15 protein-coding genes are annotated in these 16747 nt (G+C 76.2%); 3 read left to right on the forward strand and 12 right to left on the reverse strand.

The window, feature by feature from the left end; translation table 11 throughout:
* Nucleotides 1-48 precede the first annotated feature (48 nt).
* From I8N68_RS03220 to I8N68_RS03230, 3 genes are all read right to left on the reverse strand, one after another.
* Nucleotides 49-495 carry a hypothetical protein gene (locus I8N68_RS03220; protein ID WP_200207362.1) on the reverse strand — a complete coding sequence of 149 codons (447 nt, stop codon included), beginning with the start codon at nucleotides 493-495 and terminating at the stop codon, nucleotides 49-51.
* A 167-nt stretch (nucleotides 496-662) separates the two neighbouring features.
* A complete protein-coding gene (locus tag I8N68_RS03225; protein ID WP_200207364.1) occupies nucleotides 663-1433 on the reverse strand; it encodes a DUF5995 family protein in 771 nt (256 codons plus the stop codon).
* A 109-nt stretch (nucleotides 1434-1542) separates the two neighbouring features.
* Entirely contained in the window at nucleotides 1543-4509 is a 2967-nt protein-coding gene (locus I8N68_RS03230; RefSeq protein ID WP_200207366.1) for an ATP-binding protein, read from the reverse strand.
* Between the two features lie 247 nt (nucleotides 4510-4756).
* On the opposite strand from I8N68_RS03230, the gene I8N68_RS33500 reads away from it, so the two are divergent.
* Nucleotides 4757-7144 carry an AAA family ATPase gene (locus I8N68_RS33500; RefSeq protein WP_307812542.1) on the forward strand — a complete coding sequence of 796 codons (2388 nt, stop codon included), beginning with the start codon at nucleotides 4757-4759 and terminating at the stop codon, nucleotides 7142-7144.
* Between the two features lie 115 nt (nucleotides 7145-7259).
* Here the strand turns inward: I8N68_RS33500 and I8N68_RS03240 are convergent, their stop codons facing one another.
* The 4 genes from I8N68_RS03240 to I8N68_RS03255 form a co-directional block, all read right to left on the reverse strand.
* Nucleotides 7260-7826, reverse strand: coding sequence for a dienelactone hydrolase family protein (locus tag I8N68_RS03240; protein ID WP_200207368.1), 567 nt, complete (start codon nucleotides 7824-7826; stop codon nucleotides 7260-7262).
* 131 nt (nucleotides 7827-7957) lie between these two features.
* A complete protein-coding gene (paaI, locus tag I8N68_RS03245; RefSeq protein WP_200207370.1) occupies nucleotides 7958-8377 on the reverse strand; it encodes a hydroxyphenylacetyl-CoA thioesterase PaaI in 420 nt (139 codons plus the stop codon).
* A gap of 1 nt (nucleotide 8378) precedes the next feature.
* The gene (paaK, locus tag I8N68_RS03250; RefSeq protein WP_443673255.1) at nucleotides 8379-9779 is read right to left on the reverse strand and encodes a phenylacetate--CoA ligase PaaK; all 1401 of its coding nucleotides are present in this window, start codon (nucleotides 9777-9779) and stop codon (nucleotides 8379-8381) included.
* A 68-nt stretch (nucleotides 9780-9847) separates the two neighbouring features.
* Nucleotides 9848-10291 carry a DUF6766 family protein gene (locus tag I8N68_RS03255; RefSeq protein WP_200207372.1) on the reverse strand — a complete coding sequence of 148 codons (444 nt, stop codon included), beginning with the start codon at nucleotides 10289-10291 and terminating at the stop codon, nucleotides 9848-9850.
* Nucleotides 10292-10461: 170 nt separating this feature from the next.
* Between I8N68_RS03255 and I8N68_RS03260 the strand changes: the two genes are divergently transcribed.
* On the forward strand, nucleotides 10462-10980 hold the full coding sequence (locus tag I8N68_RS03260) for a FluC/FEX family fluoride channel (protein ID WP_200207374.1): 519 nt from the start codon (nucleotides 10462-10464) through the stop codon (nucleotides 10978-10980).
* Nucleotides 10977-11339, forward strand: coding sequence for a fluoride efflux transporter CrcB (gene crcB, locus I8N68_RS03265; RefSeq protein WP_200207376.1), 363 nt, complete (start codon nucleotides 10977-10979; stop codon nucleotides 11337-11339). The genes I8N68_RS03260 and crcB overlap by 4 nt, the downstream gene beginning before the upstream one ends.
* Here the strand turns inward: crcB and cobA are convergent.
* From cobA to cobJ, 5 genes are read right to left on the reverse strand one after another with little or no spacing between them, the layout of a single operon-like run.
* Nucleotides 11309-13000, reverse strand: a complete 1692-nt coding sequence (gene cobA, locus I8N68_RS03270; RefSeq protein ID WP_200207378.1) for a uroporphyrinogen-III C-methyltransferase — start codon at nucleotides 12998-13000, stop codon at nucleotides 11309-11311. The genes crcB and cobA overlap by 31 nt on opposite strands.
* Nucleotides 13000-13593, reverse strand: coding sequence for a precorrin-8X methylmutase (locus I8N68_RS03275; protein WP_200207380.1), 594 nt, complete (start codon nucleotides 13591-13593; stop codon nucleotides 13000-13002). The genes cobA and I8N68_RS03275 overlap by 1 nt, the downstream gene beginning before the upstream one ends.
* Nucleotides 13590-14669, reverse strand: coding sequence for a HoxN/HupN/NixA family nickel/cobalt transporter (locus I8N68_RS03280; RefSeq protein WP_372433670.1), 1080 nt, complete (start codon nucleotides 14667-14669; stop codon nucleotides 13590-13592). Before I8N68_RS03280 ends, I8N68_RS03275 begins: the two co-directional genes overlap by 4 nt.
* Complete coding sequence (locus I8N68_RS03285) at nucleotides 14666-14854, reverse strand: DUF362 domain-containing protein (protein WP_200207384.1); 189 nt, start codon at nucleotides 14852-14854, stop codon at nucleotides 14666-14668. The genes I8N68_RS03280 and I8N68_RS03285 overlap by 4 nt, the downstream gene beginning before the upstream one ends.
* Nucleotides 14842-16572 carry a precorrin-3B C(17)-methyltransferase gene (cobJ, locus tag I8N68_RS03290; RefSeq protein ID WP_200207387.1) on the reverse strand — a complete coding sequence of 577 codons (1731 nt, stop codon included), beginning with the start codon at nucleotides 16570-16572 and terminating at the stop codon, nucleotides 14842-14844. Before cobJ ends, I8N68_RS03285 begins: the two co-directional genes overlap by 13 nt.
* Nucleotides 16573-16747 lie beyond the last annotated feature (175 nt).

Genomic DNA, 16747 nt, shown 5'->3' on the forward strand with positions numbered 1-16747 from the left:
TCGTCAGGGCTTGAGGGATGGTACGCCGGGCGGGCGCGACCCACCCGGTCAGCCCGGGCTGGGGGCGCCCAGGGCGCGGACCAGCCCGTCCGGATCGGCGACGGTCACCGTCAGGCCGGGGTGGCGCAGCCGGGCGGTCGGCAGCAGCGCCGGCACCGGGCTCGCGAAGCGGACACAGACCCCGGCCGTCGTGGTGGTGCCGAAGCTCACCCCGCGGTCGACCTGCGAGATGTGCGGCCCGATCACCCGCCACCAGCGGTACGGCCCGGCGCGCTCCACGCCGGTGATGTTGCTGCGGGCGGTGCGCAGCCGCCAGGGGCCGAACCGGACCGTCAGCGTGTCGGCGTCGAGCTCGACCACGGCCGTCCCCGGCCGGACCCCGAGCAGCGCCAGCGGCAGCCGGAACACCGGGTCGAAACGGAACTCGTACCGGCGGGCGGTGTCGCTGCTAATCGGGCGGGCCGGCGCGGGCCGGCCCGGTTGGCTGGTCGTCATGCGCCGGTCGTACCCGTTACGGGAGGACCGACACCCGCCCGCACCGGCGGTCTCCGCGTCGACCGTGTTGCTCGCCAACCAGCCGGACCGGCTGGCGCCCCGCGCCGGGCACGACGATGTCCCCGCGCCCCGCCGTGCGGCGGAACGCGGGGACCCCCCGTCCCCGGCTACTGCAGGAACGCCCCGAGGGGCGAGAGCAGCAGCCGGCCGAGCAGCGCGGCGTTGTCGTCCAGCCGCGTCCGCTCACACTCGCGGGCCTCCGGATCGTGGCGGCAGCGCCAGATCTTCTGCGCGTTGCGCCAGGCCACGTTCCGGGTGTACTCGACCAGTTCGCCCTGGTACCAGTCGTCGATGTCGCCGTTCACCATGTCGATCATGAGCTGCCAGTGGTCCAGGTAGCCGCGGCGCAGCGCCGGGATCCGCTCGGCGAAGATCTGGTTGATCTCCAGGTAGTCGCGGTGCTGGTCGCTCTCGTCGACCGGCTCGGACTCCAGGCTCTCCAGCGTGGTCACCAGCGCGAACGGCAGGTCGAAGTTGATGTGCGCGTTCACCCCGGCGGCGGCCGACGGCAGCGGCCGGGCGTCCGGGCCGCGCATCCGTTCGAACAGGCAGCTCCAGGCCTTCGGCGTGCTCGGGCTGGACTCCGTCCAGAACCGCAGGGCGTCGAAGTAGCGGGCGGCGAACTCGACGTCCAGCCGGGCCAGGAAGGCCGGGTCGGCGAAGCGGTCGTCGTAGAGGCCGTCCAGCACGCTGCTGGTGATGGTCAGGTAGAGCTTGTTGAAGTCCGCGAGGGGACAGCTCGCCTCCAGCGGCGGCAGCCGGACCAGCAGATCCTGCAGCTTGGTGAGGTGGTCGACGACCGCCGGCACGTCGGCCGGATGGTCGGCGAGCAGCCCGACGATGTCGTCGTGCACTGGACCCCAGACCGGTTCGGTCATCTCTCCTCCACTGTGGCCGGTCACCCCCGTGCCGCCGGTGACGTGGGACAGCCTTCCAGCCGCGCGGCGTGGCGGGATCAGTAGAACGACGTATGTCGGGTGGCCGGTCCTACGACTGTTCGCCGCGGTTGCGCAGGAAGATCGCGCTCGCCTGGACCCGGGTCCGCACCTGGAGCTTGTCGAAGATGTGCGAGACGTGCACCCCGATGGTCCGTTCGCTGATGAACAGCCGCTGGCCGATCTCCTTGTTGGTCAGCCCCTCGGCCACCGCGGCCAGCACCTCCCGCTCCCGCGCGGTCAGCACGGCCAGCTCGTCCACGGCCGGCTCGACGGGCGGCGGCGCGGCGGGCCGCTGCCGGGCCGCCGCCGGCCCGGCACCGGCGGGCGCCGGCCGCTCCTCCAGCGTCACCCGGGCCCGCCCGGCCAGGGTACAGATCTCCGAGCTCAGCGGCACCGCGCCGAGGCCCTGCGCCATCTGGTACGCCTGCCGCAGAAGCTTCCCGGCGGTGGCCACCCGGCTGCGCCGGGCCAGCAGCGCCTCGGCCTGCCGCAGCCGCGAGTACGCCGCCGGGTACGGGTGGTGGCGCCGATCCCACTCGGCCGCCGACCGGGCCCACAGCTCCGGGTCGCCCCGGCCGTCGAGGCGGCTCAGCTCGGCCGCGCAGAGCGCGAGAAACCCGTCCACGATGTACCGCACCGGACGCCCGGCGTGTTCGCTCTTGCGGGCCACCCGGTCCACCACCTCGCGCAGCCGGCGGACCGCCGTCTCGTCCACCGCGATGGTGCGGCTCGCGTGCGCCTCCGCCTCGGCCCGCAGGCCGTGCCAGGCCAGCGTGGCCAGCACGATGACGTCGTCGGACCGGCTCTCGGTCAGGCCCCGCTGGACGGCCTGCCGGGCCAGGTCGTGCCGTCCCTCCCACATCGCCAGCCCGGCGCGCAGGATCAGCATCGGCAGCACGTGCCGGGCGCCCCCGCCGGCCAGCACGGTGGCCACCGCCTCCAGGTCCCGGTCCGAGGCCTCGATGTCGCCGTATCCGACGGAGAGCCGGCAGCGGGCCAGCAGCAGCTCGACCGCGTCGGCGCCGGACGGGCGGTGCCGCAGCGCCGCCGCGACCACCTTCTCCGCCTCCGACCACTGCCCCACCCGGAACAGGCCGTTGGTGGCGATGGCCAGCAGCCGCGTCTCCCAGGTGCGGCCCAGCCCCAGCTCGGCCACCCGCTCCGCGCCCCGGCGCGCGACGACGACACCCTCCTCGAGGATGTTCAGCGGGCCGGTCAGCAGCTCCGCCAGGTGCAGGTACGCGCAGGCCACGTCCTCCGGCCGGCCGGACCGTTCGGCGACCTCCACCGCCTCCCGCATCACCGCCAATCCGGCGTCGGGATCCTCCAGGAAGGCCTCGCTGAAGCCCAGCGCGGCGCTGGCCAGCACCACCTCCGAGGTGGAACCGTCGACCGCACCGGCGAGCTGCAACGCCTCCCGGGCCTGCACGCCGGCCTCGGCGTACCGGCCCAGGTGCAGCAGCAGCTCGGCGAGGTGGGCGGCGGCGGTGGCCTGCTCCCGGGGCGTGCAGTCGGCGGCTTCGAGGGCCCGGCGGTACTCCGCCTCGGCCGGCGCGGACCGGCCGGCGGCGGCCAGGTAGCGGGCCCGCCGGATGTGCAGGGCGCAGGTGGCCGGGCCGGCCGGATGCCGGGCCAGTTCCTCCAGCAGCGCCAGCGCCCGGGCGTGCTCGCCGCAGTGGTGTGCCGCCTCGGCGGCGTGTTCGAGCAGCTCGGCGCGGTCCACCTCGACCGGGGTGACCCGATCGGAATCCGGCGGGAGAGCGGCCGGGGCGTCGGCCAGTTGCAGCACCACCGACCAGTGCCGGTGCGCCTCAGCGTAGCCGTGCAGCCGTTCGGCCTCTCGCGCGGCGGCCATCGCGGCCGGCAACGCGCGGGCCGGTTCGCCGGCGAGCCGCCAGTGGTGGGCCAGCCGGGCCTGGTGCAGCTCCGCGGTGGCCGAGGTCAGCGCCTCGGCGTAGCGCCGGTGCAGCGCGGACCGCTCGGCCGGCAGCAGCTCGTGCGCCAGCACCTCGGCGACCAGCCGGTGCCGCAGCCGGTACCCGTCGTCGGCGCCGACCAGCAGCCGGTGCGACACGGCGGCACGGACCGCCTCGATCAGCTCCTCCTCGGGCAGCCGGACGACCTGGGCCAGCAGCCAGTGCTCGACCGGTTCGACCCCGGCCGCGACCGCGTGCACCACCGCGTGCGCGTGCTGCGGCAGGGCGTCGACCCGGGCCAGGAAGATCTCCCGGAGGGTGTCGGAGACGTCGTCGCGCCCCTCGCGCAGATCCCGGGCGAGTTCCTCGACCACGAACGGGTTGCCGCCGCTGCGCTGCCACATCAGCTCGGCCGCCTCGGGCGTCAGCGGCCGGCCGACGATGGCCGCGGCCAACCGGTCGGTGTCCGCGCGGTCCAGCGGGGCCAGGTCCAGCACCCGGACCGACCGCAGCCGGCGCAGCTCGGTGAGGACGCGGCGCAGCGGGTGGGCCCCCTGCAGCGCCTCCCCCCGGATCGCCGCGAGCACCGACAGTTGCAGGTCACCGAGGCCGGCGAGCAGGTAGAGCAGCAGCTGGCGGGTGCTCCGGTCGACCCACTGGAGGTCGTCCAGCACGATCACCAGCGGACGACCGGCGGCGACCAGGTGCAGCCCGCGGGACACCCGCTCCAGCAGCGCGCCCGCGCCGTCCGGCCCCGGAGTCTCGTCGTCGAACATCTGCAGCAGGCCGCGTACCGCCGAGGAGGTGCGGGCCTGCGCGGCGGTCAGCTCGGCGTCGAACCGGCGCAGCGCCTGGCGCAGCGGGTGCAGCGGGGAGGCGTCGCCGATGTCCAGGCAGGTGCCGGTCAGCACCAGCGCGCCCGCGTCCTGCAGCCGGGCGCTGACCTCACCGAGCAGCCGGGTCTTGCCGACCCCGCTCTCCCCGGTCAGGAACACCGCGGCGGTGTGCCCCTGCGCGACGTCGTCGAGCAGCGCCGACCGCAGCGCCGCGAGCTGGTCGGCACGGCCGACCAGCGGTGCGGTGTCCACATCGCTGGCCATGGCTCGCAGCCTAATCACATACTCCCGGACCGTTCTACGGGCTCAGGCCCCTTGTGGTACTCCTCGCGTCGACATTGCGACTAAAGGTTGCGGGTGGCCGACATACGTCGTTCTGCCGATCCCCCGAGAACCCGGTGGTGGAACTCTCCGAAGGTCGTCAGGCACCGGAGCGGGGGGAAGGGTGGGTGCGATGCCAATGTCCACGACGGTGGGACAACGCGATGTCGTCAGTTCGCCACGATGGCCGGTGCCCGAGGAGAGACGCACGGTCACCGTGCTCTTCGCCGACATCGTCGGCTCGACCGGCCTGATGGAACGGCTCGACCCGGAGGACGTACGGGCCCTGCAACGGGCGTATTTCGACACCGTCGCCGCGGTGCTGCGCCGGTGGGACGGCGTGGTGGAGAAGTACATCGGCGACGCGGTGATGGCGCTGTTCGGTGCGCACTCCTCCGACGGCTTCGACGCGTACCGGGCGGTGCGGGCCGGGTTGGAGATCCAACGGGCCGTCGACCGCCGGGTGCCGGCCGGCACCCGGCTGCGCGTCCGGGTCGGCGTGGCGACCGGCGAGGTCCTGGTCGACCTCGCCGCCACCCGGGACGGCGGGCACGGCACGGCCAGCGGCGCGGTGATCACCACCGCGGCCCGGCTCCAGGAGTACGCCCCGCCCGGCGCCGTCGTGGTCTGCGCCGCCACCCGGCGGGCCACCGGCGGACTGGTGGAGCAGCGGCCGCTGGCGACCATGACCGTGGCCGGCAAGGCGGTGCCGCTGGACGTCTGGCGGGTGACCGGGGCGCCCCGCCCGCGCCCCGCCCGGCACCACGGTCCCCTGGTGGGCCGGCGCCGGGAGCTGGCCACCGCGGGCGAGGAGATCACCCGGGCGGTACGGGACCGCCGCCCCCGCTGGATCTCGCTGGCCGGACCGGCCGGCAGCGGGCGCAGCCGGCTGCTGCACGAGCTGACCCGGGCGGTGTCCACGGTGGACGGGACGCCGGTGCGCTGGTGCGTCGCGCACTGCCCGCCGTACGCCCGCGGGGGTGCGGCGCCGCTGGCCGACATGGTCCGCGGGTTCGCCGGGATCCGCGACACCGATCCGGCCCCGGCCGTCCGGCGGCGGCTGGACACGGCGCTCGACCCGGTGCTGCCGCCGGCCCGGCGCGCTCCGGCGGCGCAGGCGCTGGCCGAGCTGCTCGCCGCGCCCGAGGACGCCGCAGGCGCCGAGCGGGGTGCCGAGGCCTGGCGACAGGTGCTGCTGGCGCTGGCCGCGGCGGAACCGGTGGTGGTCGCGGTGGACGACCTGGACCGGGCGGCGCCGGCGGTGAACCGCTTCCTGCACCGGCTCTTCGTCGCGGCGACCGAACGGGGGCTGCCGCTCGCGGTGGTCGCCACCCACGGCCCCGGCTGGGCGGACGTGCTGCCGGGCGCCGGCGACCGGCGGCGGCGGGTGCCCCTGCCGCCGCTCGGCACCGTCGAGACCGGACGGTTGCTGCGGCACCTGCTCGGCCGGGCCGGCCGGCCCGCCGCGCTGGCCCGGGAGCTGCTCGCCCTCGTCGGCGGGAACCCGGCGGTGGCCGAGGCGTACGTGCGGGCGCTCGACGAGGAGTGCGGCGCCCCGGCCGGGCAGGTGCCCGACCCGGTACGGCGCATCGTCGACGCCCGGCTGGACCGGCTCGACGGCGACCACCGCGCGGCCCTGATGGCCGGCGCGGCGCTCGGCACCCGGTTCCCGGCCGGCGCGGTCGAGCGGCTGCTCGGCTGGGCTCCCGGCCGGGCGGAGCCGGTACTGCGCGGCCTGGTCGCCGGCGGCCTGCTGGGGCGGCCGGCCCGCGGCGGGTACGAGGTGGCCGAGCCGGCCGTGGCCCGGGTGGCGCACCGCCGACTGCCCCGCGCGGTCCGGGCCGAGTTCGCCCGCCGGGCCCGGACGGCGTGCGCGCCCGGTGCCGGCTCGCCGCTTCACGGCGGTCCCGGACCCGCGCGCCCGGCCGGCGTCGCCACCGCCGCCCGACCGCTGCGCACCGCCCGGGCGGCCGCTGTGCCGGCCGTCGCCCGCCCCGTACACCGCCCCGCCGGCATGCGACCGGCCACAGTGGCCACCGGTGCCCCCGATGCCGGTTCCTCCCGAGGTGGGCACCCGGTCAGCGACGTGCGCGGAAACCGGCGCCCGGCGGAGGTGCGCGCCCTGCGCGCCGCCGCCGACGTCCGCGCCCGGCCGACGCCGGGCCGCCGGGCCGCGCGCCCGGAGCCCGCCACGCTGTCGTGGACCGGACCCGACCGGGTCGGGGCCGGGCCGGCGCGCGCGACCGGGGAACGCGGAGGTCACCCCGGGTTCGCACCGACGCAGCAGCCCCGCCGGTCCCCGTCCCGGCCCCGGGCGTCCGGCGAGGTGAGCCGGCGCGGCCTCGCGACCGTCGGGCCGCCGACGGCACCGCGCGAGCCGGACGTCGCACCCGGCGGATCGCCGTACTCGACATCGCCGTCCGACCGACCACGCTCCGTCGCCCGATCCGGGGCGCCCACCACGGCGCCGTCCACCGCGGCCGGCCGGGCGGCCGCCCGAAGGCTGGCCGGCGGCACGCCGCTGCCCCGCCGGCCCGGGCCCGCCGAGGGCGTACCGGCCCGCCTCGTCGCCGCCTGACCTCCGCCCGGGCGGCACGGACTCGGGGACCGGAGCACGGCCGGGTGCACGTTCGGCGCGGCGGCGCGGGCGTCGAGCGCGGGGACGGTCCGCGCAGGGCCGGCCGGCGGTCGGCTCAGAGGCGGGCGAGGAACGCCAGCGCGCGGTCCCAGGTCTGCTCGGCGGCGACCGGGTCGTGGTCGGGCAGATCCGGATCGGTGAAGAGGTGCCCGGGCCCCGGGTAGCGGTATACCGACAGGTCGGCACCGGCGGCGGTCATCCCCCGCTGCCACTCGTCCACCTCGTCCTGCGGGTCGTACTCGTCGGGTTCGGCGAGGTGCAACTGCACCGGCAGCCCCGGACGGACCGCGTCCGGCGCGCCACCGGTGCCGTGCAGCAGCAACAGGCCCGCGGCGGCGGGGCGCTCGGCGAGCAGCACCCCGGCCACCCCGGCCCCCAGCGAGAAGCCGGCCAGCACCGTCTCGGGCGGCAGGTCCCGCGCCGCCGCCCGGGCCCGGTCGAGCACCGCGTCCTCGCCGACCTTGCGGAGCAGGGCGAAGCCCTCCTCGACGGTGTCCACGGCCGGCAGGCCGTACAGGTCGGGGGTGACCACCTGGTGCCCGGCGGCACGCAACCGGTCGGCGGCGGCCAGCACGGCGGGGCGCACCCCGTAGACGGAGTGGAAGAGCAGTATCTGTCCCATCCGGCCATCCTGCCCCAGGGCACGCGGGCCGGCGGCAGTACCGGGCCGTGTCGAAACGGCCGGCTCCCAGCCGCGTCCCACTCGGGCCGAGAGGGCCAGCCAGCGTCGCACGCGGGCCGGAAGGGGCCGGCTCAGCCGGCGTCGGCGGAGGGCGCCAGGGTGCGGCTGCGGCCCCGGAACTCGGCGACCACCTCGGTGTCGCGCCAGACGGTGACGTCGTAGATGCCGCTGCGCCCGTAGCGGGTGCGTTCGGTGGCCCGGGCCTCTAGCAGGTCGCCCTCGCGCACCGGCCGGAGGAAGCTGATCTCCCCGCCGGCGGCGACGGTGACCGGCCCGTGGCTGTTGCAGGCCAGCGCGAACGCGGTGTCGGCGAGCAGGAAGACGAAGCCCCCGTGGCCGATGGCGTGGCCGTTGAGCATGGCCGCGGTGACCCGCATCCGGGCCACCGCCGCACCGTCGGCGGCCGAGACCAGTTCGATGCCGAGCGCCTTGGAGGCGACGTCGGCGTCGAACATGTCGTGCGCCGCGTTGCGGCCGTCGGGCTGCCCCATGTCAGCGGCCCCGCCGCTGGTCCACGATCCGGCGCATCTTGCCCATCGACCGTTCCACCCCGTCCGGCTCGACCACCCGCACCGCGATGCTGACCCCGATGGTGTTCTTGACCTGCTCGACCAGCGCCGCCCCGGCCCGCTCGGCCTCGTCCGCGGCCACCCCGACCCGGCGTTCGACCCGGACGGTGAGGGTGTCCATCCGGCCCTGCCGGTCCAGCACGCACTGGAAGTGCGGCGACAGTGCGGGCGTACGCAGGATCAGCTCCTCGATCTGGGTGGGGAAGACGTTCACCCCGCGCACGATCATCATGTCGTCGGTCCGGCCGGTGATCTTCTCGATCCGGCGCATCGACCGGGCGGTGCCGGGCAGCAGCCGGGTCAGGTCGCGGGTGCGGTACCGGACCACCGGCATGGCCTCGCGGGTCAGCGAGGTGAGCACCAGCTCGCCCTGTTCGCCGTCGGGCAGCACCACGCCGGTGACCGGGTCGATCACCTCCGGGTAGAAGTGGTCCTCCCACAGGTGCAGGCCGTCCTTGGTCTCCACGCACTCGACGGCCACGCCCGGCCCCATCACCTCGGACAGGCCGTAGATGTCCACTGCGTGCATGTCGAGCCGCTGTTCCATCTCCCGGCGCATGTCCTCGGTCCACGGCTCGGCGCCGAAGATCCCGACCTGGAGCGCGGTGGACTTCGGGTCGACGCCCTGGCGCTCCATCTCGTCCACGATGGCCAGCATGTAGCTAGGGGTGACCATGATGACGTCGGGCTCGAAATCGCGGATCAGCAGCACCTGCCGCTCGGTCATGCCACCGGAGACCGGGATGACCGTGCAGCCGAGTTCCTCGGCGCCGTAGTGGGCGCCGAGGCCGCCGGTGAACAGGCCGTAGCCGTACGCCACGTGCACCCGGTCGCCGGGGCGGCCGCCGGCGGCGCGGATGGACCGGGCCATCAGGCGGGCCCAGGTGGCCAGGTCGTCGCTGGTGTAGCCGACCACGGTGGGCCGGCCGGTGGTGCCGGACGAGGCGTGCAGCCGGGCGATCCGCTCCCGGGGCACGGCGAACATGCCGAACGGGTAGTTCTCCCGCAGCTCGGCCTTGCCGGTGAACGGGAAGCGGGCCAGGTCGGCCAGCTCCCGGCAGTCGTCGGGGTACACGCCGGCGGCCTCGAAGGCCCGGCGGTAGTGCGGGACGTTGTCGTACGCGTGCCGCAGCGACCAGCGCAGCCGGTCCAGTTGCAGCGCCCGCAGCTCGTCGACGCCGGCCCGCTCGACGGGCTCCAGCTCCTCGGGACGAGGGGTGCGGTCCTGCACGGTGACCTCCTGCGTGACGGTGTCCCGCCACCGCTGCGGCGCCGGGCGCTGCTGCGTACCGTACGCCCGGCACCGGCTGGGTTGCCAGGTCACGGGCCCGGCAGCGGCCGGCGTCGATGGCCGCGCCGACCGCGGCCGGGCCGGCCCGGATCAACCCACCGTCACGGGTTCTCCGGGTCGAGGTCGCGCTCGCGCAGCAGCGCGTCCAGCTTGGCCTCGATGCGCTCGTCGGACTCCCGGGACTGCGACGAGCCCCAGTAGTAGAACAGCGCCAGGCCGGCGGCCTGCCAGATCAGCTGGAGGAACTCCGACTGCCAGTTCTCGAAGGTGCTGGCGAAGAACTGCGGCAGGAAGTCGCTCCAGGCGAAGGACTGCCCGTGCTGGCTGGCCTCGTTGCTCTCCACGGTCATCTGGAAGAAGAACTGGCCGAGCCAGGAGAAGAGGAAGAGCGCGCCGGTGACGAGGGCGAAGGAGTACGCCTTTGGCCACGGCGGCTTGCGGAACGGTGGACCCGCACGGCGTGTCCCGCGCCCCGACCCGGCCTTCTTGTCGGCCGCGCGGGACCTGGACGAACGCGTGCCGGTCGCGGTGCTGTCTCCCGCCATCAGCGACCCCCTCTCCACGGAATTGATCGCTGCGAGATGTGCCCCGGCGCGGGAGGATCGAAACCGACGCCCGGCCCGGGGTTATGCTCGGCGGTGACCGGCGGTGGGGCCCGCCGTCCCGGGGTACGCCGGGAGAACCGCGACAGGCTCGCCAACGGTCCCTGCCAGTGATGCCCGTCCTGGTGGGGAGGCACGTGACACCGCCCGAGTTCCGCGTCGACCCCGACGTCGACCTGCACGTCCCCGCCGACCGGGGTGAGCTGGCCGCCCATCCCACCGCGGTGCTCGGCACCATAGCCGCCGGCGGCGTGCTCGGCGCGCTGGCCCGGGCCGGCGTCCAGGCCGCCTTCCCGCACGCCCCGACCGGCTTCCCGTGGGCCACCTGGGGTGTCAACGTCACCGGCTGCCTGCTGATCGGCGCGCTGATGGCGGTGCTCACCACGCGTCCCACCGGCCCGCTGGTCCGGCCGTTTCTCGGCGTCGGGGTGCTCGGCGGCTTCACCACCTTCTCCGCGTACGCCGTGGACGCGCAGCGGGCGGTCGCGGCAGGGGCGGTCGGCACCGCGCTGGCGTACCTGGCGGCCACCCTGGTCGGCGCGCTGCTCGCCGTCTGGGCCGGGGACGCGGCGACCGGCCGGCTGCTGGCCCGCGCCCGCCGGCGACCCGAGCCCACCGGGGAGGGCCGGTGACCGTCCTGCTGATCGCGCTCGGGGCGGCGCTCGGCGCACCGCTGCGCTACCTGACCGACCGGGCCGTGCAGGCCCGGCACGACTCCCCGTTCCCGTGGGGGACCCTGACCGTCAACGTGGCCGGGTCGCTGCTGCTCGGCGCGATCGCCGCGATCCCGGCCGAGGCCGCGGTGACCGCCCTGGTCGGCACCGGCTTCTGCGGCGCGCTGACCACCTGGTCCACGCTCAGCTACGAGACCCTGCGGCTGACCCGCCAGGGTGCCCGCTGGCACGCGGTGGCCAACGCGCTGGGCAGCGTGGTGGCCGGCCTGGGCGCGGCCACCCTCGGCTACGCCCTGGTCCGGGCCCTGGCCGGCTGACCGGTACGCCCGGTGCGGGCGGCCGGCCCGGCGAGGGCGACCACCGGCCCGAGGACGAAGACCGCCGGCGGCCGGATGCCCTGCCGGACGGCCAGCTCCCCCACCTCGCCGAGGGTGGTCGGCAGGGACCGCTGCGTCGGGTGCCCGGCGTCCTGCACCACCAGGACCGGGGTGTCCGCCGCCCGGCCGTGGGCCACCAGCGTCTCCGCGATCAGGCCGATGGTGTCGACCGCCATCAGCAGCACCACCGTGCCCCGCGATCGAGCCAGCGCCGGCCAGTCCACCAGCGATCCGGGGTGCTCCGGGGGCAGGTGCCCGGAGACGACGGTGACGTCGTGGGCGACGCCGCGGTGGGTGACCGGCACGCCGGCCAGGGCGGGTGCGGCCACCGCGCTGCTCACCCCGGGCACCAGCACCGTGTCGATCCCGGCGGCCGCGCAGGCCTGGACCTCCTCGTGGCCGCGCCCGAAGACGTACGGGTCGCCGCCCTTGAGCCGGACCACCCGCTTGCCGGCGCGGGCGTGCGCGACCAGGGTGTCGTTGATCGTGTCCTGCCCCATCGACGGCCCGCGCGGCACCTTCGCCGCGTCGATCACCAGCACGTCCGGGCGCAGCCCGGCGAGCAGCCCGGTCGGGGCGAGCCGGTCGGCCACCACCACGTCCGCGGCGGCCAGCAGCGCCTTCCCCCGTACGGTGATCAGGTCGTCGGGGCCGGGCCCGCCGCCCACGATGGCGACCTGGCCGGGGCGCAGGCCCGGGTCGTGGTGGTGATCGTGATGGTGGTGGTGGCCGGGACCGCCGGCCGGGTCGTCGGGGTGGTGGTGCGGGGTCTGCGGCCGGCCGACCTTGTCGGCGAAGCCGGGCAGCGCCACCCGGTACGCGCAGGTGTCACAGTTCATCCGGATGTCCCCGCGCCGCGCCTCGGTGTGCCGCTGCAGCACCAGGTCCGCCAGGGCGTCGCAGTCGCCGATCAGGTCGGCCACCCGCACGTCCAGCTCGGGGTGGTCGGCGGCGTACGCGTCGGTCTGCGCGACGATCCGGTCCGGCAGCACGCCGGCGAAGAGGAAGTACGGGGCGACCACGATCCGCCGGGCGCCGAGCCGGCGCAGCCGCTCCAGCACGGCCGGCACGGACGGCTCCGCCAGGGAGATGAACCCCGGCTCGACGCCGGCGTAGCCGCGCCCCTCCCAGAGCAGGCGGGCCACCTTGGCGACCTCGGCGTTGGCGTCCGGGTCGGTGGAGCCGCGCCCGATCAGCGCCACCCAGGTGCCGGCCCGGTCGGCGCCGTCCGCGACGGCGTCGATCCGATCGGCGAGGATGTCGTGCAGCAGCGGGTGCGGCCCGAGCGGCCGGCCGTAGGCGTACCGCAGCCCGAGGTGGCGCTGCCGCTCCCGGGCCAGCGCGGCCGGGATGTCGCCCTTGCCGTGCCCGGCGGCGGCGAGCACCAGGGGCAGCGCCACCAGGTTCCGGTGTCCCCGGCCGGCCAGCGCGCCGACCGCGTCGGTCAGCGGCGGCCGGGACAGCTCGATGAAGCCCCCCTCGACGTCGTCGACGACGCCCCGGCGGCGGATCCGGTCGACCAGCGCGGCGAACTGGGCGACGCCGGCGGCGCTGCGGGTGCCGTGCCCGACGATCAGCAGCGGGGTGCGGTCGGGGGTCATCACGTCTCCTCCAGGTAGAGCAGGGCGTTGAGGGCGGCGGCGGCCACCGCGGAGCCACCCTTCTCGCCCACGTTGGACACCGCGGGCAGGCCGCTGGCCCGCAGCGCGGCCTTGGACTCGGCCGCGCCGACGAAGCCGACCGGCAGCCCGACCACCAGGGCGGGCGCCGCGTCCAGGGCGATCAGCTCGACCAGCGCGGTCGGCGCGCAGCCGACCACCCAGACCGCGCCGGGTCCGACCCGGTCGTACGCGATCCGCACGGCCGCTGCCGAGCGGGTCAGGCCGGTGGCGCGGGCCAGCGCGGCGGCGGTCGGCTCGGCGACCGGGCAGACGATCTCCCGGTCCGCGCGGGTGATGCCGGCGGCGACCATCCACACGTCGGTGACCACCGGCGCGCCGGCGCGCAGCGCGGTCAGGCCACCGGCCAGGGCGGCCTCAGCGCAGACCAGGTCGGTGACGTAGTCAAGGTCGGCGCTTGCGTGCACCACCCGCTCGGTGACCGCCCGGGTCAGCGGCGGCAGGTGCGACAGGTCGACCCGGTCCTGCAGGATCCGGTAGGACTCCTGCTCGATGGGGTGCACCACCCGGCTCACGAATCCACCTGCCCGTAGCGGCGGTCGTAGCCGCGCAGCCGCCAGAGGGCGACCGCGCCGCCCCAGGCGAGCACGAAGAGTGCCACCACGGCGTAGCCGAGCTGCTCGAAGTGGTCGCCGATCGAGGCGTACCCGGCGAGCGCGGTGAGGCCGAACCGGTCGGTGAGCAGCCCGGCCAGGTAGACACTGGCGACCAGCCCGCCGACCACCACGGTCATCGCCGTCGTGGCCAGGTTGTACCAGAGTCGCCGGGCCGGCTGCCGGTAGGCCCACGAGTACGCGCGGGTCATCAGCAGGCTGTCCGCGGTGTCCATGGCGGACATCCCGGCGGCGAAGAGCAGCGGCAGGGTGAGCAGCGCGAACACGGGCAGCTTGCCGGCCGCCGCGGTGCTGGCCGACAGCGCCAGCAGGGTCACCTCGCTGGCCGTCTCCAGGCCGAGACCGAAGAGGAACCCGACCGGAGCCATGTGCCAGGAGGAACGGACCAGCGTCCGGGCGCGGGCGCCGAGGATCCGGTTCAGCAGACCCCGGTTGAGCATCAGCAGGTCCAGCTCCGACTCGTCCAGCGTCCCGCCGCGCAGCCGCCGCCAGAGCCGGGCCAGCCCGGTCAGCACCACGGCGTTGAGCACGGCGACCAGCGCCAGGAACACGGTGGCGGCGACCACGGCGACGGTGGCGCCGACCTCGCGTATCCGGTCCATCCCGGTGCTGGTGAAGTGGGCCGAGGCGAGGCCGACCATCAGGGCCAGCAGCAGCACCACGGTGCTGTGCCCCAGGGCGAAGAAGAAGCCGACGCCGACCGGCCGCCGACCGCGCAGCAGCATCAGCCGGGTGGTGTCGTCGATCGCGGCGATGTGGTCGGCGTCGAAGGCGTGCCGGATGCCGAGCACGTACGCGAGGGTGCCGGCACCGGCGAGGCCGCCGGCCGCCACGGGCTGGTGGTTCCAGTACAGGTAGAGGCTGACGCCGACGATGTGCAGCATGGCTACGGCGCAGACGATGCCGCCGAGGCGTACCCGCTCGGCTCGGCTCCACCGGCCGGCGGGCGGGGCGGTGGCGGTCGGGGTGGCGGTCATCGTTCTCCTCGGGGTTCGGGTTCGACGCGGATGGCGTCCACGGGGCAGATCTCCAGGCATTCCAGGCAGCCGGTGCAGCGGTCGGTGACCCGCAGGCCGCCGGCGGTGGGGCGGATGGCGTGCACGGGGCAGGTGAGCAGGCAGGCGCCGCAGCCCTGGCAGGCGCCGATGGTCACGATCGCCACCGGTACCCCCGTGGGGTGACCATCCGGCCGGCCACGACCCGGGTCTGCGTGCTGCCGACCACGACCACGCTGTACATGTCGACCAGCGCCGGGTCGAGGGTGGCCAGGGTGGCCAGGTGCACCCGTTCACCGGGACGGCTGGCGTTGCGCACCACGCCGACCGGGGTGTCCGGCGGGCGGTGCGCGGCGAAGGTCTCCAGCGCCGCGCCGAGCTGCCAGTCACGGGTGCGGCTGCGCGGGTTGTAGAGCAGGGCCACGAAGTCGCCCCGGGCGGCGGCGGCGACCCGGCGCTCGATCACCGCCCACGGGGTGTGCAGGTCGGACAGGCTCAGGTAGGCGTGGTCGTGCCCGAGCGGCGCGCCGAGCAGCGCGGCCGCGGCGAGGGCGGCGGTCACCCCGGGCACCCCGACCACGTCGATCCGGTCGTCGGCGTGGTCCAGGGCGGGGCTGGCCATCGCGTACACCCCGGCGTCGCCGGAGCCGAGCAGCGCGACGGCGTGCCCGGCGGTGGCCTCGGCGACGGCGGCCCGGGCCCGTTCCTCCTCCGCGCCGAGCCCGCTGGCCAGCACCCGGGTGCCCGGCCGCAGCACGTCGCGGACCTGGTCGACGTACTGGTCCAGGCCGACGACCACGGCGGCCCGGCGCAGCTCGGCCACCGCGCGCGGGGTGCGCAGGTCGGCCGCGCCGGGCCCGAGGCCGACGATCGCCAGCCGGCCGCGCGAGGCGTGCCGGGCGACCGCGACGGTCGCCATCGCCGACGCGGTCTTGGCCACCAGCAGCGCGCCGCCGCCGCGCAACGCGGCGGCCTCCGCGACGCTGGGGGTGCCGACCACGGCCCGGACCACCTCGCTGGGATGCGGCACGTCGATCGCCGCCAGCTCCCCGGCCGGCCAGGTCTCCAGGGGTACGCCGAGGGCGTCGGCGGTCGCCACGATGCCTGCCTCGTCGGCCTTGAGGTCGACGCTGGCCAGGCAGCGCAGGCTCGCCGGGCTCAGGCCGGCGTCGGCGAGGACCCGGTGCAGCAGCTCGGTCACCTCGGCGGTGGGGACGCCACGGCTGGCGCCGATGCCGGCGACCAAAGACGGCGGGCGCAGCACGGCGGTCCGGTCGTCCAGCGGCACGACCCGGTCGGTGACCAGCAACCGGTAGCCCCGGTGCTCCCCGTCGGCACCGGTCGACGGCCGGTCCGGGGCGGCGAGCTGGACGTTCGGCGGCAGGGCGGGCAGCGGCCAGGTGGCGTCGGCGACCAGCCGGACCGGCTCGCCGTCGAGGATGGCGCGGGTCACCGCGGCCATCGCCCCCTCGACGGGCCAGCCGAGGGTGTCCAGCCCGGGCAGGCCGGCCGCGTCGGTGGCGGTGCTGACCACCGGCCGCGCGTCGAGCAGCGCGCCGACCTCGGCGGCGAGGGCGTTCGCGCCGGCGGCGTGCCCGCCGAGCAGGGCGATCGCGTGCCGGGCCGCCTCGTCGACCACCACCACGGCCGGGTCGGTGCGCTTGTCACCGAGCAGCGGGCCGAGGATCCGGACCACCGCCCCGGTGGCGAGGAACGCCACCACCGCGTCGCAGCCCGTCCAGGCGGCGCGCAGCGCGTCGGCGACGGTCTCCCCGTCGACGAGCTGGGCGTGCGGCCAGGCGTCGGCGAGGATCCGGGCGTGCCGCCGCCCGGCGCCGGTGGCCGCGACCAGCCCGACGGACGCCCGACCGTTCGGTGCGGCCACGCTCGTCGGCCGCGTTCGGCCGGTCGGGTCGCCGGGCCAGGTCGGGTCGGTCGGGACAGGGCTGGCCGGCCCGGTCGGGGCGCTGCTTCCCGTCGGGCCGCCGCTCCCGGTCGGAGCGCCGGGTCCGGTCGAGACGGCGGTAGCGGTGGTCGTGGTGGACGGGCCGGTGTGTGGC

It is taken from the genome of Micromonospora coerulea, assembly GCF_016598485.1.
Classification (GTDB): domain Bacteria; phylum Actinomycetota; class Actinomycetes; order Mycobacteriales; family Micromonosporaceae; genus Micromonospora; species Micromonospora coerulea.

Coding starts and splice junctions, on each gene's coding strand:
- paaI (WP_200207370.1), bottom strand. CDS start 8,377: ATGGGGCAGCCCGACGGCCGCAACGCGGCGCACGACATGTTCGACGCC.
- cobA (WP_200207378.1), bottom strand. CDS start 13,000: ATGACCCCCGACCGCACCCCGCTGCTGATCGTCGGGCACGGCACCCGC.
- I8N68_RS03255 (WP_200207372.1), bottom strand. CDS start 10,291: ATGGCGGGAGACAGCACCGCGACCGGCACGCGTTCGTCCAGGTCCCGC.
- I8N68_RS03225 (WP_200207364.1), bottom strand. CDS start 1,433: ATGACCGAACCGGTCTGGGGTCCAGTGCACGACGACATCGTCGGGCTG.
- I8N68_RS03280 (WP_372433670.1), bottom strand. CDS start 14,669: ATGACCGCCACCCCGACCGCCACCGCCCCGCCCGCCGGCCGGTGGAGC.
- I8N68_RS03220 (WP_200207362.1), bottom strand. CDS start 495: ATGACGACCAGCCAACCGGGCCGGCCCGCGCCGGCCCGCCCGATTAGC.
- I8N68_RS03260 (WP_200207374.1), top strand. CDS start 10,462: ATGCCCGTCCTGGTGGGGAGGCACGTGACACCGCCCGAGTTCCGCGTC.
- I8N68_RS03240 (WP_200207368.1), bottom strand. CDS start 7,826: ATGGGACAGATACTGCTCTTCCACTCCGTCTACGGGGTGCGCCCCGCC.
- I8N68_RS03230 (WP_200207366.1), bottom strand. CDS start 4,509: ATGGCCAGCGATGTGGACACCGCACCGCTGGTCGGCCGTGCCGACCAG.